Here is a 25,403-nt window from a genome sequence, read left to right as displayed (position 1 = left end):
GCGGCGCAGGCCGTGCCCCTTTTCTTGCACAGGGACTGCTGCGCCTGACAACGAAGACAGCCTCAAAGAGGCGACAAGGAGACAAGTCATGCAAGCTTCCCACCCCACGGGGCGGCGCGCGGTGTTGCGCGCAGCCGGGGCCTCGATGGCCGCGCTGGCCCTGCCCATGGCAGCCCGCGCGGCGGCGGACTGGCCGTCCAAACCCGTGAACCTGGTCGTGCCGTTTCCGGCCGGCGGGGGCACCGATGCCTTTGCCCGGCCGTTCTCGGCCCAGTTCGCCAAGAGCGCGGGCAAGACCCTGGTGATCGACAACCGCGGCGGCGCAGGCGGCACCCTGGGCGCCAGCTACGCGGCCAAGCTGGCGCCGGACGGCTACAACTTCTTCATGGGCGGCACCCACCATGTGATTGCGCCATCCATGTACCCGCGCCTGGACTATGACCTGGAGCGCGACTTCATCGCGCTGGCCCTGCTGGCCAGCGTGCCCCAGGTGCTGGTGGTCAACCCGCGCAACGTGCCGCACAAGACCGTGCAGGAGCTGCTGTCCGACCTGCGCAAGCGGCCGGGCAAGCTCAACTACGCCTCGGCGGGCGCGGGCACCTCGCACCACCTGGCCGGCGAGCTGTTCAAGCTGCAGACCAATACCTTCATCACCCACATTCCCTATCGGGGCGCGGGCCCGGCGCTGCAGGACCTGATCGCCGGCAATGTGGACATGATGTTCGACGGCCTGGGCTCGTCGGCCCAGCACATCAAGAGCGGTCGCATCCGCGCGCTGATGGTCTCTGGCGACAAGCGCAATCCGGCCTTCCCCGACGTGCCCTGCGCGGCCGAGTCCGGCCTGCCCGACTACACGGTCACGACCTGGTACGGCCTGTGGGCGCCCAAGGGCACGCCGCAGGCCGTGCAGGCCCAGGTCATCGACCAGGTGCAGCGCATAGGCTCGGCCGAAGAGATCAAGTCCATCTGGGCGCGCAACGGCGCCGACTACGGCGGCATGAACCAGCAGCAGTTCGCGGCCATGGTGCATGGCGAGATCGCGCGCTGGGCGCAGGTGGTCAAGGCCTCGGGCGCCAAGCTGGAGTAGCGGACGAGGGGCCGGTCAGGGCAGGGGCAGGGCAGGGACAGGGCGGTGGCATGCGCGTGCATGTCACCACCCTGTCACGGGCCTTGGCTACGGTCCATCCCTTCTGAGATCCATCCTGGGAGGGAATATGAACAAGGCAGACAAGGTCCGCTCGCCCGCATCCGTGCTGCTCGCGCTGGTCCTGGCTTTCGGCACGGCCACGGGCCTGGCAGGCTGCGGCGGCAGCGACGACAGCCCCGAGACCATCGGCTCGCTGCGGCTGATCGGCGACTACAGCATCAGGACCAAGACACTGTTCGACGGCGTGGAGTTCGGCGGCATCTCCGGCCTGGACCGCGCGCCCGATGGCAGCTACTGGGCCATCTCCGATGAGCGCGGCGGCGAGCGTGGCACGCCGCGCTTCTACAACCTGGGCATTCAGTTCGATGACAAGGCCATCCAGGCCGTGACCATCCGCAAGATGGTCACGCTCAAGGGCCGCGACGGCCAGCCCCTGCCCGGCACACGCCGCACCGTGGACCCCGAAGGCATCCGCGTGGCGCCCAGCGGCAACCTCTACGTGTCCAGCGAGGGCAACTTCAGCACCGACCCCGCCAGCCTGTTCCAGCCCTTTGTGCGCGAGATCAAGGTCGACGGCAGCTTCGTGCGCGACTTCGAGACGCCTGCGGCCTTCAACTACGTGGACAACACCACCAGCGGAGGGCGCAACAACAAGCTGTTCGAGGCCCTGGCCGTCACGCCCGACGGCAGCGTGTTCACGGCCAACGAGGATGCGCTGGTGGAAGACGGCCCCCTCACCACGCTGGCTGCGGGCAGCGTCATCCGCGTCCTCAAGCTCGATCCGGCCACGGGCAAGTCCGGCGCGCAGTACGCCTACCAACTGCCGAAGATTCCCCTGGACAAGGCCGCCAGCGGCAGCTTTCCGCCGGACAACGGCCTGCCCGAGCTGCTGGCGGTCTCCAACAACGAGTTCATCGCCATCGAGCGCGCCTTTGCCGATGGCGTGGGCAACACCATCCGCCTGACGCGCGCCACCATCGAGCCCGACACCACCGACGTGCGCAGCTTCAAGAGCCTGGTGGGCGCCAGCTACAAGCCCATGAAGCGCGAGCTGCTGCTGGAAATGCCCGTGACCTACCAGGGCGTCAAGCTCGACAACATCGAAGGCATCTCCTGGGGTCCGCGCCTGGCCAACGGCAACCGCACCCTGGTGCTGGTGGCCGACAACAACTTCGCGGACAACCAGGTCACGCAGTTCCTGGCCTTTGAAGTGCGGCCCTGAGCCCTCTTCGGGCTACCTTGACTTGCGCGGGCGCTCGTAGCCCGCCTGCGCGGGCGCGCCCAGCACCATGTCGGTGAAGGCGCTGCCGCCTGCGCAGATGTGCTGGCGCATGGCCTCGGCGGCCACCTCCGCCTGGCCTGCGCAGATGGCGGCCACCACGGTGGCGTGTTCCTGCTGCGAGCGCGCAAGCCGGCCGGGCTTCTCGAACATGCGGCCCCGGTAGGGCGTGATGCGCAGCCGCAGCAGCCGCGTCTGCTCCACGATGAAGTCATTGCCGCTGGCCTCGTATATCAGTTCGTGCAGCTGCATGTTGGCCTGCACATAGCCTTCGGCATCCTGCGCCTGGGCGCAGGCGGCGGTGTGCGCCAGCGCCGCCTGCAGCCGCTCGCGCAGCTGCGCATGGATGCGCGTGGCAGCCAGCCGGGCCAGCACGCCTTCCAGCTCGGCCAGGCCTTCCATCATGGCCACCAGTTCGCGCGCATCCAGCCGCCGCACATAGATGCCCGAGCGAGGAACGATCTCCACCAGCCCCTTGGCCACCAGCAGCAGCAGCGCCTCGCGCACGGGGGTGCGCGAGGCGCCGAAGCGTTCGCACAGGGCCGGCTCGTCGATGGCGTCGCCGGGCCGCATGGCGCCCGAGCGCAGCTCGTCTTCCAGCGATTGCCGTATACGCTCCTGCAGGCTGGACGTGGCCGGGGTTTTCTCCAATGGCTGCTTGGCTGGAAGCATTTTCTAATTCAAATATATCTGATTGACTGACTGATACATATGACACCCAGACTCGACATCCAGGATCACCTGGCCACCATCACGCTGCAGCGTCCCGAAGCGGCCAACAAGCTGGCCCCCGAAGACCTGGGCGCGCTGGTCGCGCACATGGAGCATATCAACCACCGCGACGACGTGCGCGTGGTGGTGCTGCGCAGCGAAGGCAAGTACTTTTGCAGTGGTTATGATATATCAGAGATCCAGGGCAGCCAGACCGAGGGCAGCAGCTTCGGCGAGATGGTGGACGCCATCGAACAATGCCGCGCCGTGACCGTGGCCGCCATCCACGGCGGCGTCTACGGCGGCGCCACCGACATGGCCCTGGCCTGCGACTTTCGCGTGGGCAGCACGGCGGCCGAAATGTTCATGCCGGCCGCGCGCCTGGGCCTGCATTTCTACGCGGGCGGGCTGGAGCGCTATGTCTCGCGCCTGGGCCTGGACACGGCCAAGCGGCTGTTCCTGACCTGCGAGCGCATCCAGGCCCCGGAGATGAAGGCCTGCGGATTCCTCACCCATCTGGCCGATCCCGCCGCCTTCGCCGCGGCCGTGGAGCAGCTCACCGGCACGCTGGCCGCCATGGCGCCCATCCCCCTGTTCGGCATGAAAAAGCACCTGAACCTGATCGCGCGCGGCCGCCATGACGTGGCCGAGATCACGCGCGAGGTGCAGCGCAGCATCGCCTCCGAAGACCTGCAGGAAGGCGGCCGGGCCTGGCGCGAGAAGCGCAGCCCGGAGTTCAAGGGGCGCTGAACCGCATCCTCCCGCATACACGCAGATTGCCCGTGGTGCTGCCTACCGCCCACAGCCCACGGAACCGGCGCGGCCCAACTCGGGGACACCGAGGAAGGGCCGCTCCCGCACCGAGGGTGTCGTCCCCCTTTGGGGGAAGGCGCGCAGCGACTCAGGGGGTATCAATAAACAGGAGACAAGCCATGTTCAAGCGTTTTGCACTGTCGTTGCTGCTGGCCGGATTGGCCGGTGGCACGATGGCCCAGTCCTATCCCGCCCGGCCCGTCACGCTGGTCGTGGGATTTCCGCCCGGCGGCGGCGCCGACGCGGTGGCGCGCATCGTGGCCGACAAGGTCGGCAAGATCCTGGGCCAGCCCCTGCTGGTGGACAACCGCCCGGGCGCCGGCACCACGCTGGCCTCCGAGCATGTGGCGCGTGCAGCGCCCGACGGCTACACGCTGCTGCTGGGCAGCGCCAATATCTATGGCTCGGACCAGCTGCTCTACAAGAGCGCGCGCTATGACGGCGCGCGCAACTTCACGGGCATCACGCGCTGGAGTTCGGCCCCCATGCTGCTGGCCGTGCGCAAGGATTTTCCGGGCCAGGGCGTGGGCGATCTGGTGGCGCTGGCGCGCAGCCAGCCCGACAAGCTCAGCTATTCCTCCTCGGGCGCAGGCGTGATCACGCACCTGGCCACGCTGTCGTTCGCGGGCGCCAGCGGTGGGCTGCGCATGCTGCATGTGCCGTTCAAGGGCGGTGCGCCATCGATACAGGCCGTGGCCGCCGGCGATGTGGACCTGACCTTCGGCACGCCGCCCTCGGTGCTGCCGCTGGCCCAGGCGGGCAAGCTGCGCATGCTGGCCGTGAGCACGGCAGAACGTTCGCCGCTCTTCCCCGACCTGCCGGGCATGAAGGAGTCCGGCGTGCCGGGCTTTGACTACACCTTCTGGTTCGGCCTGTTCGCACCGGCGGGCCTGCCCGAGGAGGTGGCCAGGAAGCTGTTCGATGCCAGCACCAAGGCCCTGGAAGACCCCGATGTGAAGGCCAGGCTGGCCAAGCAGGGCAATCTGGCCGCGCCCTCGGCATCCCTAGAAGAATTCCGCGCCTGGGCCCTCAAGGAAGGGCAGGAGTCCAAGGCCCTGACCCAGCGTTCCGGCGCCGGATTGCAGTGAATATGAATGAGCAAACCATGAATGAACAAGCCACGGGCCTGCCGCTGGAAGGCCTTACCGTCATCGACCTCACGCGCGTGCTGGCCGGCCCCATGTGCACGCAGATGCTGGCCGACCTGGGCGCGCGCGTGATCAAGGTGGAGCAGCCCGGCACGGGCGACGATGCGCGCGGCATCGGGCCGTTTGTGGACGGGGGGTCGGCCTATTTCCTGTCGGTGAACCGCAACAAGGAATCCATTGCGCTGGACCTCAAGCAGCCGCAGGACCGCGAGGTCTTCGAGCGCCTGCTGCAAGGCGCCGATGTGCTGGTCGAGAACTTCCGCCCCGGCACCATGGACAAGCTCGGCTATGGCTGGGAGACCCTGCATGTGCGCCATCCCCGGCTGGTGATGACGTCGGTCTCTGGCTTTGGCCAGACAGGCCCCTACAGCGGCTTTCCTGCCTACGACATGGTGGTGCAGGCCATGAGCGGAATGATGAGCGTGACCGGCCACCCGGGCGCCGGGCCCTGCCGCGTGGGCGTGTCCATCGGCGACCTGGGCGCAGGGCTGTACGCCGTCATCGGCACGCAGGCCGCACTCATGCGCCGCGCCCGCACGGGGCAGGGCGAACGTGTCGATGTCTCCATGCTCGACTGCCAGGTGGCCCTGCTGGAGAACCCCGTGGCGCGGCTCGGTGCGCTGGGCAGCGTGCCGGGGCCCATGGGTACGCGGCATCCGTCCATGGCACCCTTCGATGTGTTCGCGGCGCAGGACGGCTGGTTCGTCATCGCCGTGGGCAGCGATGTGCTGTTCCGCAAGCTGTGCAGCCTGCTGCAATTGCCCGAACTGGCCGAGGATGCGCGCTTTGCCGGCAATGCCCTGCGCTGCGAGCACCAGGCCGAACTCAAGGCCGCGCTGGAGGCGCGCCTGCGGGACAGTCCCAGGGCGCATTGGCTGCGCCTGCTCACTGATAATGGCATCCCGGCGGGGGAGTACAACAGCGTGGCCGATGTCGTCGAGCACCCCCAGGTGCGCGAGCGCGGCATGCTGGCCCAGGTGCAGGCCCCCGGTGGCCAGACGCTGCGCGTGGCGGGCAACCCCTTGCTGGCCGCGTGCGATCAGCCCCTGGTGCGCAGGCAGCCGCCCGCGCTGGACGCGGACCGTGAGCGCATCCTGCGCGAGCTGTCCGTGGCGCAGCCTTCGCCCAACCATGAACGTGCCTGAGATTTCCCTGCTTCCCGCGGACTCTTCCTTCTTTTTCACAGCCATGACCAACCGCAATCTGTTCGCTGCCTTGCGCGCCGCCTTTCCCCAGGATCTGCAGAAGTGGGCCGTAGAGGCCATAGGCGCGGACGGCGCCAGCCTGTTCTACAGCTGGGCCGACCTGGACCGTGGCAGCGCGCGCATGGCCAACCTGCTGCAGTCGCTGCAACTGCCGCCCGCCAGCCGCATCGCCGTGCAGGTGGAAAAGTCGGTCGAGGCGCTGATGCTCTACCTGGCCACGCTGCGCAGCGGCCATGTCTTCCTGCCGCTGAACACGGCCTACCAGAGCGCCGAGATCGAATACTTCGTGGGCAATGCCGAGCCCGCCGTCGTGGTCTGCGCGCCGGGCAATTTCGGCTGGGTCTCCAAGATCGCCTTCACCTCGGGCGTGGCCCATGTCTACACCCTGGGCGACGACCGCAGCGGCACGCTGCTGGAACGCGCGGCCCACCATGGCGACGAGCATGAGGTGGTGGAGCGCGGCGAGGACGACCTGGCCGCCATCCTCTACACCAGCGGCACCACGGGCCGCAGCAAGGGGGCGATGCTCACGCACGGCAACATGCTGTCCAACGCCGAGACGCTCAAGGACTACTGGGGCTGGCAGGACGGCGACGTGCTCATCCACGCGCTGCCCATCTTCCATGTGCACGGGCTGTTCGTGGCCATCCACGGCGCGCTGATCAATGGCAGCCCCATGATCTGGCTGTCGAAGTTCGAGCCCGGCACGGTGATCTCGCGCATGCGCGATGCCACCGTCTTCATGGGCGTGCCCACGCTCTACGTGCGCATGCTGGCGGATGCGCGGCTCACGCGCGAGGCGGCGGCCCACATGCGGCTGTTCATCTCGGGCTCGGCACCCATGCTGGTGGAGACGCACCGCGACTGGCAGGAGCGCACCGGCCACGTCATCCTGGAGCGCTACGGCATGAGCGAGACCATCATGCTGACCTCCAATCCCTACCGCGCCGACGCGCACAACGGCGGCCAGTCCGAGCGCCGCGCCGGCACCGTGGGCTTTGCGCTGCCCGGCGTGGGCGTGCGCATCGTGGACGACGCAGGCGAGCAGGTGCCCGTGGGCGAGATCGGCAACATCCAGGTGCGTGGCCCCAATGTGTTCAAGGGCTACTGGCGCATGCCCGAGAAGACGGCCGAGGAGTTCACGGCCGATGGCTGGTTCCGCACGGGCGACGTGGGCAAGCTCGACGAGCGGGGCTATGTGAGCATCGTGGGCCGCAGCAAGGACCTGATCATCTCGGGCGGCTACAACGTCTATCCGGCCGAGATCGAAGGCTTCATCAACGAGCTGCCCGGCGTGGCCGAAAGCGCCCTGGTCGGCGTGCCGCACCCGGACTTCGGCGAAGTGGGCGTGGCCGTGGTCGTGCCGCGCCCCGGTGCTGCGCTGGAGCCCCAGGCGGTGGTCGATGCGCTCAAGGGCCAGCTGGCCAATTTCAAGATTCCCAAGCGCTGCTTCGTAGTGCAGGAGCTGCCGCGCAACACCATGGGCAAGGTGCAGAAGAACCTGCTGCGCGACGAACACAAGCAGCTGTTCGCCTGAGTTGGCGCCAGGGTGCGGATTGCGCCCTGGCCTGATTGAAAAAGCAAAAGGCATCGGCGCCGCCGATGCCTTTTTTTGTGTGGCGGCCGCCGAGGCTGCCGCTACCCTTCAACGCAGGACGAGCACGGGGATATGGGTGTGCGTGAGCACATGCTGCGTCTCGCTGCCCAGCAGCAGGCGCTGCAGGCCCTTGCGGCCGTGCGAGGCCATGACGATGAGATCGCAGTCGCGGCGCTTGGCCACGTCGATCACGCTTTCGGCGACCAGGTCGGACTTGACGATCTCGGTGGTCACGTTGACCTTCAGAGCCTGTCCCTTGGCATGGATGGCATCCAGCACGGTCTGCGCGTTGGAAGTCCACTGGCCTTCGATGCGCTCGATCTGCTTGAGGTCCACGGTCTCGCCGCCCTCGAAGTAGCTGCGCGGATAGTGTTGCACCACCTGGACGACGACGACGCTGGCGCCGCACAGCGCGGCAAGGCCCAGCCCGCTGTCCACGGCCTTGTCGGAAAGCTCGGAACCGTCGGTGGCGATCAGGATGCGGTTGTACATGCGTGCTCCTTTCGTGTGTGCTGATGGATGGGATGAAGTCAGCATAGACCCAACCATGAGTTAACGGTTGATTAATGTCAATACGCTTATCATGCGGCCCGATTACGCTAAGAACCATGCCCCACACCACGATAGCCCCATCCAGCGAGGCGGCAGTGGCGGCGCTTGATTCAGGCCCCTCGCCCTCGCAGCAGGCCACCGCCCGGCTGCTGGATGATCCGCAGGAGTGGAGTTCGTTCGGACGGCCCGCAGGCCCCGCAACTCCCGCCGACCCTTCCAAGGAACCCACCGACTTTCCCGCCTGGGATTCGCACGTCGTTCTGGAAGGCATGCACTGTGCCGCATGCGCCCTGACCATCGAGGATGCGCTGCGTGCCGTGCCCGGAGTGGAGAAGGCCGAAGTCAGTGCTGCCACGCGCCGTGCCCGTGTCACCTGGCGCCACGCGCAGGTGCTTCCCTCCGAGTGGATGGAGGCCGTGCGGCGCGCCGGCTACCAGGCGCTTCCCGCACGCGATGCCTTTGCGCGCGAGCGCCGCCAGGCCGAGAGCCGCCGTGCGCTGTGGCGCTGGCTGGTGGCCGGCTTTTGCATGATGCAGGTGATGATGTATGCGTGGCCCGCCTACGTGGCCCGCCCCGGCGACCTGTCGCAGGAGATGGAGACGCTGCTGCGCTGGGCCTCCTGGGTCATCTCGCTGCCCGTGGTGCTGTTTTGCTGCGGCCCCTTCTTCTCCAGCGCGCTGCGCGACATACGCCAGCGCCGCGTGAGCATGGACCTGCCCGTGGCCCTGGGCATGCTGATCACCTTCGTGATCAGTTCGCTGGGCACCTTCGATCCTTCGGGCCCCTTCGGCGAGGAAGTCTTCTACGACTCGCTGACCATGTTCGTCTTCTTCCTGCTGTCCGGCCGCTGGCTGGAGCTGCGCCTGCGCGACCGCACGGCCGGCGCGCTGGAGGCGGTGATGAACCGCCTGCCCGATGCCGTGCTGCGCGAGAACGCAGCCGGCCATTTCGAGCGCGTGGCCACGCGCCGCCTGCGCGCGGGCGACCGGGTGCGCGTGCTCAGTGGCGAGGCCTTCCCGGCCGACGGCACCATCGTGCGCGGCCGCACCCATGCCGACGAGGCCCTACTCACCGGCGAGTCCACGCCCGTGCTGCGTGCCGAGGGCGATACCGTCACGGCCGGCAGCTACAACCTGGATGCCGTGGTCGATGTGCGCGTGGATGGCGTGGGTGCCGATACGCGCTTCGCCCAGATCGTGGGCCTGATGGAAAGCGCCTCGCTGCAAAAGCCGCGCCTGGCCCAGCTGGCCGACAAGGTGGCGCGGCCCTTTCTCGTCGTGGTGCTGCTGGCTGCGCTGGGCGCCGCCATCTGGTGGTGGCCCACCGATCCCGGCAAGGCCATGATGGTGGCGGTGGCCGTGCTCATCGTGACCTGCCCCTGCGCGCTGTCGCTGGCCACGCCCGTGGCCATGCTCACCGCCGCCGGCACGCTGGCGCGCAGCGGCGTGCTGGTGCGCAACCTGCAGGGTCTGGAGGCGCTGGCCGCCGTGGACACCCTGGTGTTCGACAAGACCGGCACGCTCACGCGCGATGGCCTGGCCCTGTCGTCCTTCGAGCCTGCTGCGGGCGAAGATGCCGACGAAGTGCTGGCACTGGCGGCGCTGCTGGCGCGCCAGTCCATCCACCCGGCCTCGCGCGCCATTGCGCAGGCCGGCGCCGATGCCGCCACCGACTGGAAGCTGGACACCATGCAGGAAATGGCCGGCCTGGGCCTGGACGCCTGGGTGCAGCGCCCCGGCGCGCGCCGCCATCTGCGGCTGGGCTCGGCCCTGCACGCAGGCCTGGCCGGGGAGCAGCCCGTGCAGGGTGTGCTGCTGGCCGAGGAGACCTCGCAGGGCTGGCACACGCTGGCCCGCTTCGTCCTCAGCGAGGACGTGCGGCCCGAGGCCGCCGCCGTGGTGCAGGCGCTGCACCGGCATGGCGTGCAGGTGATGCTGCTGTCCGGCGACCGCGAGGACGCGGCCCGCGCCATGGCGGCGCGCGTGGGCATCACCCAGGCCGAAGGCGGCTGCAGCCCGCAGGACAAGCTGGAGCGCCTGCAGCAGGCGCAGGCTGCCGGCCACCACGTGGCCATGGTGGGCGACGGCCTCAACGACGGCCCAGTTTTAGCTGGAGCGCATGTCTCTTTTGCTTTTGGTAGAGCAGTGCCCCTGGCACAATCGCGCGCAGATTTCGTTGTTCTGGGTGACAGCCTGGAACTGGTACTCCAGGCATGCCTGTTGTCGCGCCGCACGCTGCAGGTGGTGCGCCAGAACATGGCCTGGGCAGCCGCTTACAACGCGGTGTCGATTCCGCTGGCCCTGGCGGGCTTCATGCCTGCCTGGGTGGCCGGCCTGGGAATGGCACTGAGTTCGCTGCTGGTGGTGATGAATGCCGCGCGCCTTGCGCGCAGCCTGCCACTGGCTGCAACGAAACACACGGGCACGCCTGCTGCGCCCGCAGCGTCCGTCGCGATGAAGACGGGCTCCACCGCAACGGTGGGGAGGTTCTGATGGAAATACACCCCCTGAGCGGCTGCGCCGCTTCCCCCTCTCTCGCTTCGCGGGAGGGGAACGACACCTTCGCCGCGAGGCGGCTCTTGCTCGGTGTCACTGAGCTGCATCGCGCCCGTTCTGGGGGCAAGGCGTGGCGCGTCAGCGCCACGGGGAACTGACCATGGATATTTTGTATTTGCTGATCCCGCTGTCGGTGGTGCTGGTGCTGGCCATCCTTGCGGCCCTGTGGTGGGCCGTGTATCGCGGGCAGTTCGAGAGTGTGGAGCAAGAGGGTGAGCGCATTCTTCGGGACGATTGACGTGGGTCAACACGCCCGGGAGCGAAGAACGTAACACTTTGATAGCAATCTAAGGGGTGCACGATGGATAGTTCAAATAAAAACGCTGTCTATTACGACGATTCCGTCGTAAGGCAGTTCTCTATCATGGCCGTCGTCTGGGGGGTGGTAGGCATGGCTGTCGGGGTGTTGATCGCCTCGCAGCTGGCCTGGCCGGAACTCAACTTCGGCATTCCATGGCTGAGCTACGGACGCCTGCGTCCGCTGCACACGAACGCCGTGATCTTTGCCTTTGGCGGATCGGCGCTGTTCGCAACCAGCTACTACGTGGTGCAGCGCACCTGCCAGACGCGGCTGTTCATGCCCAAGCTGGCCAGCCTGACCTTCTGGGGCTGGCAGATCGTCATCGTCGCCGCCGCCATCAGCCTGCCGCTGGGCTACACCCAGGGCAAGGAGTACGCCGAGCTGGAGTGGCCGATCGACCTGCTGATCGCCGTGACCTGGGTCTCGTATGCCATCGTGTTCTTCGGAACCATCGGCATCCGCAAGGTCCGTCACATCTACGTGGCCAACTGGTTCTTCGGCGCCTTCATCATCGCCGTGGCACTGCTGCACATCGTCAACAGCGCAGCCATTCCGGCCGGCTGGATGAAGAGCTACTCGGCCTACGCCGGCGTGCAGGACGCGATGGTGCAGTGGTGGTACGGCCATAACGCCGTGGGCTTCTTCCTGACCGCAGGCTTCCTGGGCATGATGTATTACTTCATCCCCAAGCAGGCTGGCCGTCCGGTCTACAGCTACCGCCTGTCCATCGTCCACTTCTGGGCGCTGATCTTCACCTACATGTGGGCGGGTCCTCACCACCTGCACTACACCGCGCTGCCCGACTGGACGCAGTCCGTGGGCATGGTGTTCTCGCTGATCCTGCTGGCTCCCAGCTGGGGCGGCATGATCAACGGCGTGATGACGCTGTCGGGCGCATGGCACAAGCTGCGCGACGACCCCATCCTGCGCTTCCTGATCGTGTCGCTGTCGTTCTACGGCATGTCCACGTTCGAAGGTCCGATGATGTCCATCAAGACCGTCAACGCGCTGTCGCACTACACGGACTGGACCGTGGGCCACGTTCACTCGGGCGCCCTGGGCTGGGTGGGCCTGATCACCATGGGCTCGCTGTACTACCTGATCCCGCGCCTGTTCGGCAAGACCAAGATGCACTCGGTGGGCGCCATCGAACTGCACTTCTGGATGGCCACCATCGGCATCGTGCTGTACATCGCCGCGATGTGGATCGCCGGTGTGATGCAGGGCCTGATGTGGCGCGCCGTCAATCCCGATGGCACGCTGACCTACACCTTCGTCGAAAGCGTCAAGGCCAGCTATCCGTTCTACGTGATCCGCGTGGCCGGTGGCCTGCTGTACCTGGGCGGCATGCTGGTCATGCTGTGGAACACCTGGAAGACCGCGATCTCGGGCCGTTCGGTGAAGGTGGCCGTGCCTGCCGTCGTGGCCCACGCCTGAGCGTCTAGGAGCATTACTCATGTCCGATCACAACAATAGCGCTCCCAAGAGCTTTTCCCACGAGAAGGTGGAAACCAACAATTTCCTGCTGATCGTTCTGACCCTGCTGGTGGTGGCCGTCGGCGGCATGGTGGAAATCGTTCCGCTGTTCTTCCAGAAGTCGACCACGGAAGCGGTGGCGGGCCTCAAGCCCTACACGCCGCTGCAGCTGATGGGCCGCGACGTCTATCTGCGCGAGGGCTGCTACAACTGCCACTCGCAGATGATCCGCCCCTTCCGCGCCGAGACCATGCGCTACGGCCACTACTCGGTGGCTGGCGAGTTCGTCTATGACCACCCCTTCCAGTGGGGTTCCAAGCGCACGGGTCCCGACCTGCACCGCGTGGGCGGCAAGTACAGCGACGAATGGCATCGCATCCACCTGAACAACCCGCGCGACGTGGTGCCCGAGTCCAACATGCCTGCCTACACCTGGCTGGAAAAGAACAAGGTGGATGACACCGTGGTCGCCCAGCACATGAGCGCGCTGCGCAAGGTGGGCGTGCCCTACAGCGACGAGGAAATCAGCGGCGCTGCCGAGCAGGTCAAGGGCAAGACGGAAATGGACGCCGTCATCGCCTACCTGCAGGTCCTGGGCCGTTCGGTCAAGTAAAGGAGAGCGACATGGACATCACCACCATGCGCATCGTGGCCACGCTGGCCTCGCTGGCCTGCTTCATCGGCATCTGGTGGTGGGCGTTCGCCCGCCGCAACCAGGCCCGTTTCGACGAGGCCGCCCAGCTGCCGTTCGAGCAAGACTGAGTCCCTCCACCAGAACGAGAACTTCCCATGAGCGATTTCGTAAACAACTTCTGGTCGATCTATGTCACGGCGATCACGCTGGGCGGCATCATCGGCTGCCTGCTGCTGCTGTATCTCACCGCACGCAAGAAGGTGGTCCCCTCGGCCGACAACACCACGGGCCACGTCTGGGACGAGGACCTGCGCGAGCTGAACAACCCCATGCCCAAGTGGTGGATGTGGCTGTTCATCATCACCTCGGTGTTCGGCTTCGCCTACCTGGCGGCCTATCCGGGCCTGGGCTCGTTCGCGGGCAAGCTGGGCTGGACGCAGCTGGGCGCCTATGAAAACGAGATGGCCAAGGCCCGCGCGGACCTGGAGCCGCTGTACGCCAAGTTCACGAGCATGAGCACCGAAGACATGGCCAAGGATCCCCAGGCCATGGCCATCGGCGAGCGCCTGTTCATGAACAACTGCGCACAGTGCCACGGCTCGGATGCACGCGGCGGCAAGAGCTTCCCCAACCTGACCGATGGCGACTGGCTGCATGGCGGCACGCCCGAGAAGATCAGGGAAACCATCACGGGCGGCCGCATCGGCATCATGCCGCCCATGGCCGCTGCCGTCGGCACGCCCGACGATGTGCGCAACCTCTCGCACTATGTGCTGAGCCTGTCGGGCAGCCCGCACGACTCGCTCAAGGCCTCGCTGGGCAAGTCCAAGTTCACGGCCTGCGCTGCCTGCCACGGCATGGACGGCAAGGGCAACCAGGCCCTGGGCGCGCCCAACCTGACCGATGACATCTGGCTGCACGGCTGGGGCGAGGCCGCCATCACGGCCATGATCAACAACGGCAAGCACAACGAGATGCCTGCCCAGAAGGACAAGCTGACCGAGGCGCAGATCGCGGTGCTTGCTTCCTATGTCTGGGGCATGTCGCACAAAGACGGCGCAGTCCGTCAGTAAGCACAGGGGCGGCGCTGCGGCGCCGCCTTTTTGCGTTTTGAGTTTTCAGATATTTCAAAAAAACAAAGGAACCCACCATGAAGCCCGAGAGCGGGGATGACACCGGGAAGCCTCCCCGCAAAGTCATTCCGATCACGCCGGCCACGCCTGATCCGGGCGAGCTGGTGTCGATGTTCGAGTCGGAAAAGAAGGTCTACCCGCGCTCCATCAGCGGTGTCTTCGCACGCTGGCGATGGGCCCTGGTGTTTCTCACCCAACTGGTTTTCTACGGCCTGCCCTGGCTGGAGTGGGGCCAGCGCCAGATGGTGCTGTTCGACCTCGGAACGCGGCGCTTCTATCTCTTCGGGCTGGTGCTGTACCCGCAGGACTTCATCTACCTGGCGGGCCTGCTGATCATCTCGGCGCTGGCATTGTTCCTGTTCACGGCCGTGGCCGGGCGCCTGTGGTGCGGCTTCTCGTGCCCGCAGACGGTCTACACCGAGATCTTCATGTGGGTGGAGCGCAAGGTCGAAGGCGACCGCAGCGCGCGCATGCGGCTGGACAAGAACGGCTGGACCTTCGAGAAGGCCTGGAAGAAGTCGCTCAAGCAGTTGCTGTGGATCGCCATTGCGCTGTGGACCGGCTTCACCTTCGTGGGCTACTTCGTGCCCATCCGCGAGCTGGGCGGCGAGCTGCTGGCGCTGCAGGGCAGCTGGCAGATGTTCTGGGTGCTGTTCTACGGCTTTGCCACCTATGGCAACGCGGGCTACATGCGCGAGCAGGTCTGCAAGTACATGTGCCCCTATGCGCGCTTTCAGAGCGCCATGTTCGACCGGGACACCATGATCGTCAGCTACGACACGGGCCGGGGCGAGCCGCGTGCGCCGCGCACCAAGAAGGTGGACTACAAGGCCCAGGGCCTGGGCGACTGCATCGACTGCAAGATGTGCGTGCAGGTCTGCCCCGTGGGCATCGACATCCGCAACGGTCTGCAATACGAATGCATTGGCTGCGGCCTGTGCATAGACGCCTGCAATTCCATCATGGACAAGATGGAGTACCCGCGCGGCCTGATCCGCCTGACCACGCAGAACGCCATGGCCGGCCTGTGGCGGCGTGCCCAGGTGCTGCGCCGCATCTTCCGTCCGCGCGTGCTGATCTACTCGGCCGTGCTGATCGGCTTGAGCGTGGCCATGATCGTGAGCCTGGCGCTGCGCCAGTCGGTCAAGGTGGACGTGATCCGCGACCGCGCCTCGCTGTCGCGCATCGTGGCGGGCGGCAAGCTGGAGAATGTCTACCGCCTGCAGATCATGAATGCCACCGAGCAGGCCCAGCGCTACCGCATCAGCGCCCACGGCCTCGATGGGCTGGAGCTGGCGTCCGAGCAGGAAGTCGAGGTCGGCCCGGCCGAGACGCGCGGCATTGCGGCGCGCCTGCAGATTCCCTACGGTTCGGCCGAGCCGGGCTCGCACACCGTATTCTTCGATATCGATGCCGTGCATTCAGGCGCGGGACGCGCGTCCGAAAAGGCCGTCTTCCTGGTGCCCCGGTGATGTTCCTGGCAGGCGCGGCACGGTCCGCGCCTGCCGCCTGAAAGAAAGAGGTTTCCCATGTCTTCCAGTCCCGCAGTGTCCGCGCCCGCGCAGGCTCCCTCGCACCCCGACGCCGGCAAGCCCTGGTGGAAGTTCGGCCATGTCTGGCTGGTGGTGGCCGGCCCGGCGGCCGTGGTGGTCGCTGCCGTGATCACGGCCATCATCGCCATCAACGGCGCCGATCCCGTGATCGACCCCGACTACTACCGCAACGGCATCACGATCAACGAGCGTGCCGATGGCGTGCGCGAAGTGCCCAAGAGCATGGCGCCCGCCGTCACCGGCCGCAACCATGCGGCCACGCCCGCGCATGATCACCCCACGGACCGCTGATCGCCGTGCACCCCTGCAAGAGGCCGCAGTCGCGGCCTTTTGCATGGCGGATCGCATCTCCGGCATGCGCGACGGGTGAGGGTTTCCTACAGGCGTGCAGGGCGCTACGGGGCTTGGCGCCATGCGTTGGCGCGGCGCACAATGAAGGCGACCCCTCGACAGCACAAGGAGATCGCTGATGTTGGCCCAACGCTGGATGTGGATTGCCTGGCCTGCCTTTCTGGCAGCCGCCGTGATGGAGATGCTGGTTTTTGCCTTTGTGGACCCGCTGGAGCTGCATTGGCTCGGCGACCTGGGCTGGTCGCGCCAGGGCATCTACACGCTGGCCTTCTTCGCCTTCTGGGGCGTGACCATGCTCTCCAGCCTGATGACCACCATGCTGGGTCGCTCGGCCCGCGATCTCAATGACGGCGTGGCCTCCGAGCCCGACCCGGACCTGGCCATGCAGGGGCTGGGGCGGGACTGAGCGAGAGCCCGCCGCAATGAACAAGGCCCGCTGTCGCGGGCCTTGTTCATTGGCGGATGAATGCTTGCCGCCCTTGCAGCCTCACTGGCACTGCTGGCTGTTGACGATGCGCTTGAGCGCCTCCGTGTCCAGGATGCGCAGATGGCGCTGGCGCACCTCGATGATGTTGTCGTCCGCGAACTTGGAGAAGGTGCGGCTCACCGTCTCCAGCTTCAGGCCCAGGTAGCTGCCGATTTCCTCGCGCGTCATGCGCAGCACCAGTTCGGACTTGGAAAAGCCCCGCGCATGCAGGCGCTGCACCAGGTTGAGCACGAAGGCGGCCAGGCGCTCCTCGGCGCGCATGCTGCCCAGCAGCAGCATCACGCCGTGCTCGCGCACGATCTCGCGGCTCATGACCTTGTGCACATGGTTTTGCAGGGCCGTGACCTCGCGCGACAGGTCTTCCAGCTTGTCGAAGGGCATGACGCAGACTTCGGCGTCTTCCAGCGCGACGGCATCGCAGGTGTGGTGGTCGTTGACGATGCCGTCCAGGCCGATGATCTCGCCGGCCATCTGAAAGCCCGTGACCTGGTCGCGTCCGTCCTCGGTGGCCACGCAGGTCTTGAAGAAGCCGGTGCGGATGGCGTACAGCGAGGTGAATGTCTCGCCGTTGCGAAACAGCAAGCCTCCGCGCTTGACCTTGCGGCGCGTGGCCACGATGTCGTCGATGCGCTGCATCTGCTCGGCATCCAGGCCCATGGGCATGCACAGTTCGCGCAGGTTGCAGTTGGAGCAGGAGGCTTTGATGGTCTGAAGGTTCATGGAGTGATAAACATCAGCGGCACACAGCGTGCCGGCGGTGACCTCGTGGATTGCGATGAGTTGGATCAAATTGTCGCAGCAGTCCCTCAAACAACTCTTGATATGAGTCAAGGACATGACCGATGTGCTGCGGCACAGTCGAGGTATTAGAGGAAAAAACCCATGACCGCTGTCACCCCAGAGCTGCTGCGTCGCTTTGACGTACCGGGGCCCCGATACACCTCGTTCCCTACCGCCGACCGCTTTGTCGAGGCCTTTGGTGCAGAGGACTATATCCTGGCGCTGCAACAACGCAAATCGAGTACCGCAGCGCGTGCCACGCCTTTGTCGCTGTATGTGCACGTGCCCTTTTGCGAGTCGCTTTGCTACTACTGCGCCTGCAACAAGATCGTGACGCGCCACCACGATCGCGCCGCCGTCTACCTGGACTACCTGGCGCGCGAGATGGCCTTGCACACGGCCCATTGCGGCAAGGGCCAGACCGTCAGCCAGCTGCACCTGGGCGGCGGCACGCCCACCTTCTTCTCCGACGACGAGCTGCGCACGCTGATGGGCCTGTTGCGCGAGCATTTCAAGCTGGAGCCGGGTGGCGAGTACTCCATCGAGGTCGATCCGCGCACCGTCAGCGTCGAGCGCCTGGCCGTGCTCAAGGAGCTGGGCTTCAACCGCCTGAGCTTCGGCGTGCAGGACTTCGACGAGCAGGTGCAGATCGCCGTGCACCGCGTGCAGCCGGCAGGGCAGGTGTTCGAGCTGGTGGCGGCCGCGCGGCAGCTGGGCTTCGCCTCCATCAACGTGGACTTGATCTACGGCCTGCCCAAGCAGACGCCCGAATCCTTCGAGCGCACGCTGGCCCAGGTCAACGCGCTGCGGCCCGACCGCATCGCGCTCTATGCCTATGCCCACCTGCCCGAGCGCTTCAAGCCGCAGCGGCGCATTGCGGCCGAGGATCTGCCCCAGGGGGCCGACAAGCTGGCCATGCTGTCGCGTTCCATCGCCGCGTTCATGGACGGTGGCTATGTCTATGTGGGCATGGACCACTTCGCCCTGCCCGAGGACTCGCTGGCCGTGGCCAAGCGCCAGGGCCGGCTGCACCGCAACTTCCAGGGCTACAGCACCCAGCCCGACTGCGACCTGATTGCGCTGGGCGTGTCGGCCATCGGCAAGGTGGGCGCCAGCTACAGCCAGAACGCCAAGACGCTGGAGGAGTACTACGACGCCATCGACGCCAGCCACCTGCCCGTGGTGCGGGGCCTGGCGCTGTCGCGTGACGACCTGGTGCGCCGCGCCGTCATCATGGCCATCATGTGCCAGGGCGCCGTGCTGTTCGAGCCCATGGAGCAGGCCTGGCTGCTGGGCTTTCGCGAGTACTTCGCGCCCGAGATGGCGGCCCTGGAGGACCTGCAGGCCAAGGGCCTGGTGCAGATCAGCGACGAGGGCTTCCAGGTCACGCCCATGGGCTGGTACTTCGTGCGCGGCGTGGCCATGCTGTTTGACCGATATCTGCAGGCGGACAAGAACCGGGCGCGGTTTTCGAGGATCATCTAGGCCCCATGCTCTTGTCGCTGCTCTGGACCGCTTTGATCATGGGGCTCGTCGGCGGGCCCCATTGCCTTGCCATGTGCGCTGCGCCCTGCGGCGTGGTCACGGGCGGGGCGGGGCAGGGCGGCGGCTCGCAGGTGGTGGCCGTGCATGGATTGCAAAGCCGGCTGTGGCTGCGCACGGCGCTGTTCCACGGCGGCCGTCTGGCCGGCTATGCCAGCCTGGGCGCTGCCTCGGCCCTGGCCATGGAGAGCCTGTCCTGGCTCACCAGCCAGACCACGGCGCTGCAGCCGTTCTGGACGCTGACCCATGTCGCCGTGATGGCCTGGGGCCTGGCCATGATGGTGCAGGCCCGCCAGCCCGCCTGGCTGGAGTCTGCCGGCCGCGCCGCCTGGCGGCGCGTGCAGCCCTGGGTGTCGGCGCCGGGCGGCACGCTGGCGGCAGGCTATGCCTGGGCGCTCATGCCTTGCGGACTGCTGTATTCGGCCGTGCTGGTCGCCGCGCTCAGCGGCGGCCCGTTGCAGGGCGCGCTGGCCATGGCGGCCTTTGGCGTGGGCAGCGGCCTGTGGCTGGTGGCCGGCCCCTGGCTGTGGCGGCTGGGCCGGCAGCGCCTGAACGGCCTGCGCGCCGAATGGGGCACGCGCCTGGCCGGCCTGATGCTGGTGGGCGTGGCCGTCTGGGCGCTGTGGATGGACCTGATCTACAAGCCCAGCCTCTGGTGCCGTTGAGCAACAGCTGAGGCCAGACTTGGCACCTGGGGTCGCGGATTGGCTGCGAGGCCCTCAGAACTGGAGATAATGCCCGAATCATCGGCTTACATATTGCCGATTCCTTCAGCCTCGGGGCCGTTGCCGCGCGTGAACCATTCCGTCCTCATCGATATCCGAGACCTCCGTCCGGGCATGTTTGTCCAGCTCGATGTTGGGTGGCTGAACCATCCCTTTCCGGTCAGCAGCTTCAAGATCACCTCCAGCGCACAGATCCAGACCCTGAAATCCCTGGGCCTGGAGGTGGTGCGCTGTGTCCCGCACAAAAGCGACACCTGGCCCGCCGAGGTGCGCACCCCGCCGCCGCAGGAGCTGCCGCCCGTCGTGGTGGCCCCCGAGCCTCCACCCACCGAACCTGCTCCAGCACCGCTGCTGCTGTCCGTGCCCGACTGGCGCGGCCGGCTGGAGGACTGCAATGCGCGCTTTCAGAAGGTGGAGCGCGGCTATGTGGCCATAGAGACCACCATCGCCAGCGCGCCCGAGCAGGCGCGCATGCCCACCGAGGCCCTGGTCGATGGCTGCCTGGCCGAACTGGCGGGCCCGCAGGACGTGGCCATTCACCTGCTGTCCGATGGCGTGGGCAGCAGCCAGAGCGTGCATGCCGTCAACGTGACCGTGCTCAGCCTGCTGCTGGGCCGGGCCCTGGGCCTGCAGGAATCGCTGCTGCGCGACCTGGGCCTGGCGGCGCTGCTGCATGACGCGGGCAAGCCCGTGGCCGGTGTCGAAGGCATGCACGGCCTGGCCCTGGAGCCTTCCGTGCCCGACGCCCTGCGCGAGCGCTACGAGCGCCATGTGGGCGAATCCGTGGCCATTGCCATGCGCATGGGCCTGTCGGCCCAGGTCACCACGGCCATCGCCCAGCACCATGAATGGGCCGACGGCACGGGGTTCCCGCTGAGCCTGGTGGCCGAAGACATGGAACTCACGGGCCAGATCCTGGCCCTGGTCAACAGCTACGACCGCCTGTGCAATCCCGGCGATGCGCAGACGCCGCATACGCCGCACGAGGCCCTGTCCATGCTGTTCAGCCGGCTGCGCGACAAGTTCGCCGCGCCCGTGCTCAATGGCTTCATCCGCATGATGGGTGTGTTCCCCCCGGGCTCGGTGGTGGAACTGACCGACGGGCGCCATGCCATGGTCATGTCCGTGAATGCATCACGCCCGCTCAAGCCCTCGGTGATGGTGCACGATGCCGGCGTGCCGGCCGCGCAGGCGCCCGTGCTGGCGCTGGAGCTGTTTCCCGAGCTGGGCATACGCCGGGGAGTGGCGCCCGCGCAGTTGCCGCGCGATGCGCTGGACTACCTGTCGCCGCGCCGGCGTGTCTGCTATTACTTTGAACGGGCGGTGGAGTTGGATCCACCGAAGGTGGCGTCTTGAACAAGCAAGCGCTGAACCGCGCCTGGCCCCGCCTGCTAGATGCACTGCAGGAGGCCCTGTGGCTGATCGATGCGCGCACCCTGAAGGTGCTGCGCGCCAACGCCGCCAGCGAATCCGTCACCGGCTATGAGGCCGATGCGGCCCCGGGCCTGCCCGTGCAGGTGCTGGCCGCCACGCCGCAGCAGCAGGCTTTCTGGAGCGATCCCTTCAACTGGCAGGCCGGAGCCCAGTTCATTGCCGAGGTGCGCCGCGCCGATGGCCAGCTGGCGCCCGTGGAGATGCGCGTGCGCGCGCTCGACGGCGAGGTGCTGCTGGTCAGCATGCTGGACCGGCGCGAGCAGGCCTTGCACGAGGCCGAGTTCGAGAGCCTGCTGGGCGAGCTGCGCGCCACGCTGGAGTCCGCGGCCGACGCCATCCTGGTCTGCGATCCCGATGGCCGCATCCGCGCCTTCAACCACCGCTTTGCCACGCTCTGGGGCATTCCCGAGGCGCTGCTGGTGCGCCGCAACGACGTGGCCATCCTCGACCACCTGGCCAGCCAGGTGCGCGATGCCGAATCCTATGCGCGCCAGTTGAAGCTGCTGTCGGCCCAGCCCCTGATGGAGGCGGCCGACGTGCTGGACCTGCGCGACGGCCGCATCCTGGAGCGCCGCGCCGTGCCCCAGCTGCGCCGGGGCCTGCCCATGGGGCGGATCTTTTCCTTCCGCGACATCACGGCCGAGGCCCAGACCCAGGCGGGTCTGGAGCTGGCCGCGCGCGTCTTCGAATCCAGCCTGGACGGCATCTTCATTGCCGACGGCTACATGGATGTGGCCCGCACCAACCCGGCCTGCGAACGCCTGCTGGGCGGCATGCCCGTGCAGGGGCGCACGGTGGAGTCGCTGTTCGAGGCCGCCGAAGGCCAGGCCGACACCCTGGGCGACCTGGCCCGCATCCAGTGGCACCAGGGCGGCTTCTGGGAGGGCGACCTGTGGCTGCGCCAGGCCGGCGGCGCGCGCTGCGCCGTGCGCCTGTCCTGGGTGCCGCTGCGCAACGCGCAGGGCGACGTGGTGCAGAGCATCGGCTTCATGCGCGACCTCACGCAGCAGCGCGTGGCCCAGCAGCGCATTGAACAGCTGGCCTACAGCGACGCGCTCACCGGCCTGCCCAACCGCCTGAACCTCACGGAGCGCGTGGATGCAGCCATCGAGGCCGCGCGCGCAGGCGGCACGGTGTTCAGCATCCTGTTCATCGACCTGGACCGCTTCAAGATCATCAACGACTCGCTGGGCCACCAGTTCGGCGACCGCGTGCTCAAGCTGGTTGCGCAGCGCCTGAGCGACTGCATGCGGCCCGTGGACATCCTGTGCCGCCTGGGTGGCGACGAGTTCGTGCTCTATCTGCAGGGCTGCAACGCCGAGCTGGCCGCTTCGGTGGCCAAGCGCATCCTGCAGGAGATGGAGCGCCCCTTCCTGCTCGACGGCCTGGGTTTCTCCGTGCAGTGCAGCATCGGCGTGGCCCAGTACCCGGCCGATGGCCTCACGCTGGATGAACTGATCCGCCAGGCCGACACCGCCATGTACCGCGTCAAGGAGCGGGGCCGGGGCCATTTCAGCTTCTACCAGCCGCAGATGAGCGCCGGCCTGCTGTCGCGCATGAAGCTGGAGCACGCCATGCGCCAGGCGCTGGAGCATGGCCGCATGGCGGTCTACTTCCAGCCGCAGGTGCACATAGACAGCGACCGCATCGTCGCGGCCGAGGCGCTGCTGCGCTGGACCGATCCCGAATTCGGCGTGGTCTCGCCGGGTGTCTTCATCCCGCTGGCCGAGGAGTCGGGCTACATCGTCACGCTGGGCGCCTGGGTCATGGAGCAGGCCGTGCAGGAGGCTGCACGCTGGCAGCAGCAGGGCATGCCCATCAAGGTCTCGGTCAACGTGTCGGCGCTGGAGTTCCGCCAGTCAGGCTTTGTCGAGCGGGTGACCGAGCTGCTGCGCAGCTACGGCCTCACACCCCAGCTGCTGGAGCTGGAGCTGACGGAAAGCATCTTGCTGCAGGACGCCCAGGACATGGCGCTGCGCGTATGCCAGATCGCCGATCTGGGTGTGGGCATGGTGATTGACGACTTCGGCACCGGCTACTCCAACCTGGCCTACCTGAAGAAGCTGCCCATCTCCAAGATCAAGATCGACCAGAGCTTCGTGCGCGGCTTGCCCAGCGATGAGGGCGACCAGGCCATTGTGGGCGCCATCATCAGCCTGGGTCTGGCGCTGGGCGTGGAGATCGTGGCCGAGGGCGTGGAAACGCACGAGCAGCTGACGGCCATCCACCGCATGCAGGGCCACTACTTCCAGGGCTTTCTGTGCGCGCCTGGCCTGCCGCGCGAGCAGTTCGGCGAATGCCTGCAGGCCCAGCGCGCCGGCATTGGCGCCATCGCCTACCGGCAGAGAATGGCCCAGGCCGCGAGCGCTCAGCCGCCTGCGCTCAAGCCCTTCCAGAGCATGTAGGCCGCCAGACCGAACAGCAACGTGGCAAAGATGCGCTTGAGCTGGCCAACGGGCAGCCGGTGCGCGGCCCGTGCCCCCAGCGGTGCCGTCAGCACGCTGCAGCAGGCCAGGGCCAGAAGGGCCGGCAGCCACAGGTAGCCCAGCGAGTATTCGGGGCGCCCCGCGTCACCCGCGCCGGTGAATATCAGGCCCGCCGCATTCACCACGGCAATCGGAAACCCCAGTGCCGCGCTGGTGCCCACGGCCATGTGCATGGGCACCGAGCAGCGCATCATGAAGGGCACGCTGATGAAAGCCCCGCCCGCACCCACCAGCCCCGAGATGAAGCCCAGGCCCGTACCCGCGCCGTACAGCCCCAGCGGCCCCGGCAGGGCGCGCGTGGCCGTGGGCTGGCTGTTGCTGCGCAGCATGCGCAGCGCCATGTAGCCGATGAACACGCCAAAGAACAGTGCCAGGTACTTGCCGCGCAGCAGCGCGAAAACGCCCAGGCTGGCGAGCAGGCCGCCCGTGATGATGCCCGGCGCCAGGCTGCGCACGATGTCCCAGCGCACGGCGCCGCGCCCATGGTGGGCGCGCAGGCTGGAGATCGAGGTGAACACGATGGTGGCCATGGCCGTGGCGATCGCCATCTTCACGGACAGGTCAGGGCCGACCCCGCGCTTGTCGAGGAAGTAGGTCAGAAACGGCACGAGCACCATGCCGCCGCCCACCCCCAGCAGGCCGGCCAGGAAGCCGGAGCACAGGCCCAGCAGGGCCAGTTCGAGAAACAGCAGGTCAGGCATGCGGCAGAAGGTCGGTAGTGGATGGGCGGGGAGGGGAGGGCAACAAAAAACCCGGCGCACCGTGGAGGTGCGCCGGGTTGGAATCAGGTGTCTGCAAAGACCACCGGGCCGTCATCCTGAACCGGGGTTCAGGGGGGCAAGGGCAGCCAGACGTTGGGTTCATCTAACGCGAGACGATCACGCTCGAATGGCAATGTACCAAGCCCGGGCTCATAGAGCATTGGTCCAAGGAACTATAAAGCCCGGCGGGTTTGCAGACGCCTCCATTCTACGGCGATTGAGCAGGCCCGCAATCAAGTTCTTTGAACGGCATGGGCTTTCCATTGACATGGCCGATGCCATGAAAACGGCCTCCGAAGAGGCCGTTGGATGGACGGGGAGTGCTGCGGCTCAGAGCAGCCGTGCATCGCCTTCCAGGGCCTGGTCCAGGCGCAGCACCAGTTGCTCGGCAAGGGCCTGCTGGCGCTGGCGCTCGGCCAGTTCTTCGGGGCTGGGCTCGGGCGGCAGGGACTGGGCGGCATGCTGCGAAGTGACCTCGTCATGCAGGGACTGCATTTCGGCCTGGGCCGTGGCCATGGCGCTTTCCTGCGCTTCGCGGTCCAGCACGTCGAAGGCCATGTTCAGCGCGGACAGCACGGCCACGCGCTCGCGCGAGCGGACCTTGCCGCTGTCGCGGATCCGGGTCATGGCTGTGTCCACACGGCGCACGGCCTCGAGCAGACGCTCTTCCTGGCCATCGGGGCAGGTCAGCACATAGCTTTGCTGCAGGATTTGCACTTCGATCTGCTTCATG

24 protein-coding genes are annotated in these 25,403 nt (G+C 67.1%); 19 read left to right on the top strand and 5 right to left on the bottom strand.

All coding sequences use genetic code 11. From position 1 onward, the window contains the following. Positions 1-88 precede the first annotated feature (88 nt). Positions 89-1,087 (top strand): Bug family tripartite tricarboxylate transporter substrate binding protein, encoded by a 999-nt coding sequence (locus IB269_RS20285; RefSeq protein WP_012204613.1) that lies wholly within the window; start codon positions 89-91, stop codon positions 1,085-1,087. 127 nt (positions 1,088-1,214) lie between these two features. Beyond that, complete coding sequence (locus IB269_RS20280) at positions 1,215-2,369, top strand: esterase-like activity of phytase family protein (RefSeq protein ID WP_192368103.1); 1,155 nt, start codon at positions 1,215-1,217, stop codon at positions 2,367-2,369. A gap of 12 nt (positions 2,370-2,381) precedes the next feature. On the opposite strand, the gene IB269_RS20275 is transcribed toward IB269_RS20280, so the two are convergent. Continuing rightward, positions 2,382-3,098, bottom strand: a complete 717-nt coding sequence (locus tag IB269_RS20275; RefSeq protein WP_013803234.1) for a GntR family transcriptional regulator — start codon at positions 3,096-3,098, stop codon at positions 2,382-2,384. A 39-nt stretch (positions 3,099-3,137) separates the two neighbouring features. On the opposite strand from IB269_RS20275, the gene IB269_RS20270 reads away from it, so the two are divergent. The 4 genes from IB269_RS20270 (at position 3,138) to IB269_RS20255 (ending at position 7,840) form a co-directional block, all read left to right on the top strand. Further along, complete coding sequence (locus IB269_RS20270; RefSeq protein ID WP_012204616.1) at positions 3,138-3,887, top strand: enoyl-CoA hydratase/isomerase family protein; 750 nt, start codon at positions 3,138-3,140, stop codon at positions 3,885-3,887. Between the two features lie 182 nt (positions 3,888-4,069). Then, positions 4,070-5,038, top strand: coding sequence for a Bug family tripartite tricarboxylate transporter substrate binding protein (locus tag IB269_RS20265; protein ID WP_192368102.1), 969 nt, complete (start codon positions 4,070-4,072; stop codon positions 5,036-5,038). A 17-nt stretch (positions 5,039-5,055) separates the two neighbouring features. After that, a complete protein-coding gene (locus IB269_RS20260; protein ID WP_192368101.1) occupies positions 5,056-6,243 on the top strand; it encodes a CaiB/BaiF CoA transferase family protein in 1,188 nt (395 codons plus the stop codon). A 43-nt stretch (positions 6,244-6,286) separates the two neighbouring features. Then, entirely contained in the window at positions 6,287-7,840 is a 1,554-nt protein-coding gene (locus IB269_RS20255; protein WP_043819527.1) for a malonate--CoA ligase, read from the top strand. A 108-nt stretch (positions 7,841-7,948) separates the two neighbouring features. Here the strand turns inward: IB269_RS20255 and IB269_RS20250 are convergent, their stop codons facing one another. Then, a complete protein-coding gene (locus IB269_RS20250; RefSeq protein WP_012204620.1) occupies positions 7,949-8,392 on the bottom strand; it encodes a universal stress protein in 444 nt (147 codons plus the stop codon). A 116-nt stretch (positions 8,393-8,508) separates the two neighbouring features. On the opposite strand from IB269_RS20250, the gene IB269_RS20245 reads away from it, so the two are divergent. The 9 genes from IB269_RS20245 to IB269_RS20205 all read left to right on the top strand — a co-directional run bounded on the left by IB269_RS20245 (position 8,509) and on the right by IB269_RS20205 (position 16,861). Continuing rightward, entirely contained in the window at positions 8,509-10,944 is a 2,436-nt protein-coding gene (locus IB269_RS20245; RefSeq protein WP_034391803.1) for a heavy metal translocating P-type ATPase, read from the top strand. A 163-nt stretch (positions 10,945-11,107) separates the two neighbouring features. Then, positions 11,108-11,245 carry a cbb3-type cytochrome oxidase assembly protein CcoS gene (gene ccoS, locus IB269_RS20240; protein ID WP_013803228.1) on the top strand — a complete coding sequence of 46 codons (138 nt, stop codon included), beginning with the start codon at positions 11,108-11,110 and terminating at the stop codon, positions 11,243-11,245. A gap of 63 nt (positions 11,246-11,308) precedes the next feature. Next, on the top strand, positions 11,309-12,745 hold the full coding sequence (ccoN, locus tag IB269_RS20235; RefSeq protein WP_012204623.1) for a cytochrome-c oxidase, cbb3-type subunit I: 1,437 nt from the start codon (positions 11,309-11,311) through the stop codon (positions 12,743-12,745). 19 nt (positions 12,746-12,764) lie between these two features. Then, a complete protein-coding gene (ccoO, locus tag IB269_RS20230; protein ID WP_012204624.1) occupies positions 12,765-13,397 on the top strand; it encodes a cytochrome-c oxidase, cbb3-type subunit II in 633 nt (210 codons plus the stop codon). 11 nt (positions 13,398-13,408) lie between these two features. Further along, on the top strand, positions 13,409-13,546 hold the full coding sequence (locus IB269_RS20225; RefSeq protein WP_012204625.1) for a cbb3-type cytochrome oxidase subunit 3: 138 nt from the start codon (positions 13,409-13,411) through the stop codon (positions 13,544-13,546). 27 nt (positions 13,547-13,573) lie between these two features. Beyond that, positions 13,574-14,491, top strand: a complete 918-nt coding sequence (gene ccoP / locus IB269_RS20220) for a cytochrome-c oxidase, cbb3-type subunit III (RefSeq protein ID WP_012204626.1) — start codon at positions 13,574-13,576, stop codon at positions 14,489-14,491. A gap of 77 nt (positions 14,492-14,568) precedes the next feature. Beyond that, the gene (gene ccoG / locus IB269_RS20215) at positions 14,569-16,023 is read left to right on the top strand and encodes a cytochrome c oxidase accessory protein CcoG (RefSeq protein WP_013803227.1); all 1,455 of its coding nucleotides are present in this window, start codon (positions 14,569-14,571) and stop codon (positions 16,021-16,023) included. A gap of 57 nt (positions 16,024-16,080) precedes the next feature. Then, complete coding sequence (locus IB269_RS20210; RefSeq protein WP_012204628.1) at positions 16,081-16,395, top strand: FixH family protein; 315 nt, start codon at positions 16,081-16,083, stop codon at positions 16,393-16,395. Between the two features lie 178 nt (positions 16,396-16,573). Further along, positions 16,574-16,861: a hypothetical protein gene (locus IB269_RS20205; protein WP_192368100.1), complete on the top strand. Its 288-nt coding sequence runs from the start codon at positions 16,574-16,576 to the stop codon at positions 16,859-16,861. Between the two features lie 81 nt (positions 16,862-16,942). Here IB269_RS20205 and fnr read toward each other — a convergent pair whose 3' ends face one another. Further along, positions 16,943-17,662, bottom strand: a complete 720-nt coding sequence (gene fnr, locus IB269_RS20200) for a fumarate/nitrate reduction transcriptional regulator Fnr (RefSeq protein WP_034391808.1) — start codon at positions 17,660-17,662, stop codon at positions 16,943-16,945. Positions 17,663-17,824: 162 nt separating this feature from the next. Between fnr and hemN the strand changes: the two genes are divergently transcribed. The 4 genes from hemN (at position 17,825) to IB269_RS20180 (ending at position 23,828) form a co-directional block, all read left to right on the top strand. Beyond that, complete coding sequence (gene hemN / locus IB269_RS20195; protein WP_192368099.1) at positions 17,825-19,207, top strand: oxygen-independent coproporphyrinogen III oxidase; 1,383 nt, start codon at positions 17,825-17,827, stop codon at positions 19,205-19,207. 5 nt (positions 19,208-19,212) lie between these two features. Further along, positions 19,213-19,929 carry a sulfite exporter TauE/SafE family protein gene (locus tag IB269_RS20190; protein WP_012204632.1) on the top strand — a complete coding sequence of 239 codons (717 nt, stop codon included), beginning with the start codon at positions 19,213-19,215 and terminating at the stop codon, positions 19,927-19,929. A gap of 69 nt (positions 19,930-19,998) precedes the next feature. Then, positions 19,999-21,345, top strand: a complete 1,347-nt coding sequence (locus IB269_RS20185; protein WP_192368098.1) for an HD-GYP domain-containing protein — start codon at positions 19,999-20,001, stop codon at positions 21,343-21,345. Continuing rightward, complete coding sequence (locus IB269_RS20180; protein WP_034391812.1) at positions 21,342-23,828, top strand: bifunctional diguanylate cyclase/phosphodiesterase; 2,487 nt, start codon at positions 21,342-21,344, stop codon at positions 23,826-23,828. The genes IB269_RS20185 and IB269_RS20180 overlap by 4 nt, the downstream gene beginning before the upstream one ends. On the opposite strand, the gene IB269_RS20175 is transcribed toward IB269_RS20180, so the two are convergent. Both IB269_RS20175 and IB269_RS20170 read right to left on the bottom strand, forming a co-directional pair. Then, entirely contained in the window at positions 23,792-24,610 is an 819-nt protein-coding gene (locus tag IB269_RS20175; RefSeq protein ID WP_096915813.1) for a sulfite exporter TauE/SafE family protein, read from the bottom strand. The genes IB269_RS20180 and IB269_RS20175 overlap by 37 nt on opposite strands. Before the next feature lie 390 nt (positions 24,611-25,000). Next, positions 25,001-25,402: a cell division protein ZapA gene (locus tag IB269_RS20170; protein WP_065347347.1), complete on the bottom strand. Its 402-nt coding sequence runs from the start codon at positions 25,400-25,402 to the stop codon at positions 25,001-25,003. Position 25,403 lies beyond the last annotated feature (1 nt).

The organism is Delftia sp. DLF01, assembly GCF_014852125.1.
In the GTDB taxonomy this organism is placed as follows: Bacteria; Pseudomonadota; Gammaproteobacteria; order Burkholderiales; family Burkholderiaceae_C; genus Comamonas; species Comamonas acidovorans.
Note: the sequence above shows the minus strand (reverse complement) of the source record. Positions and strands in the feature narration are given on the sequence as shown.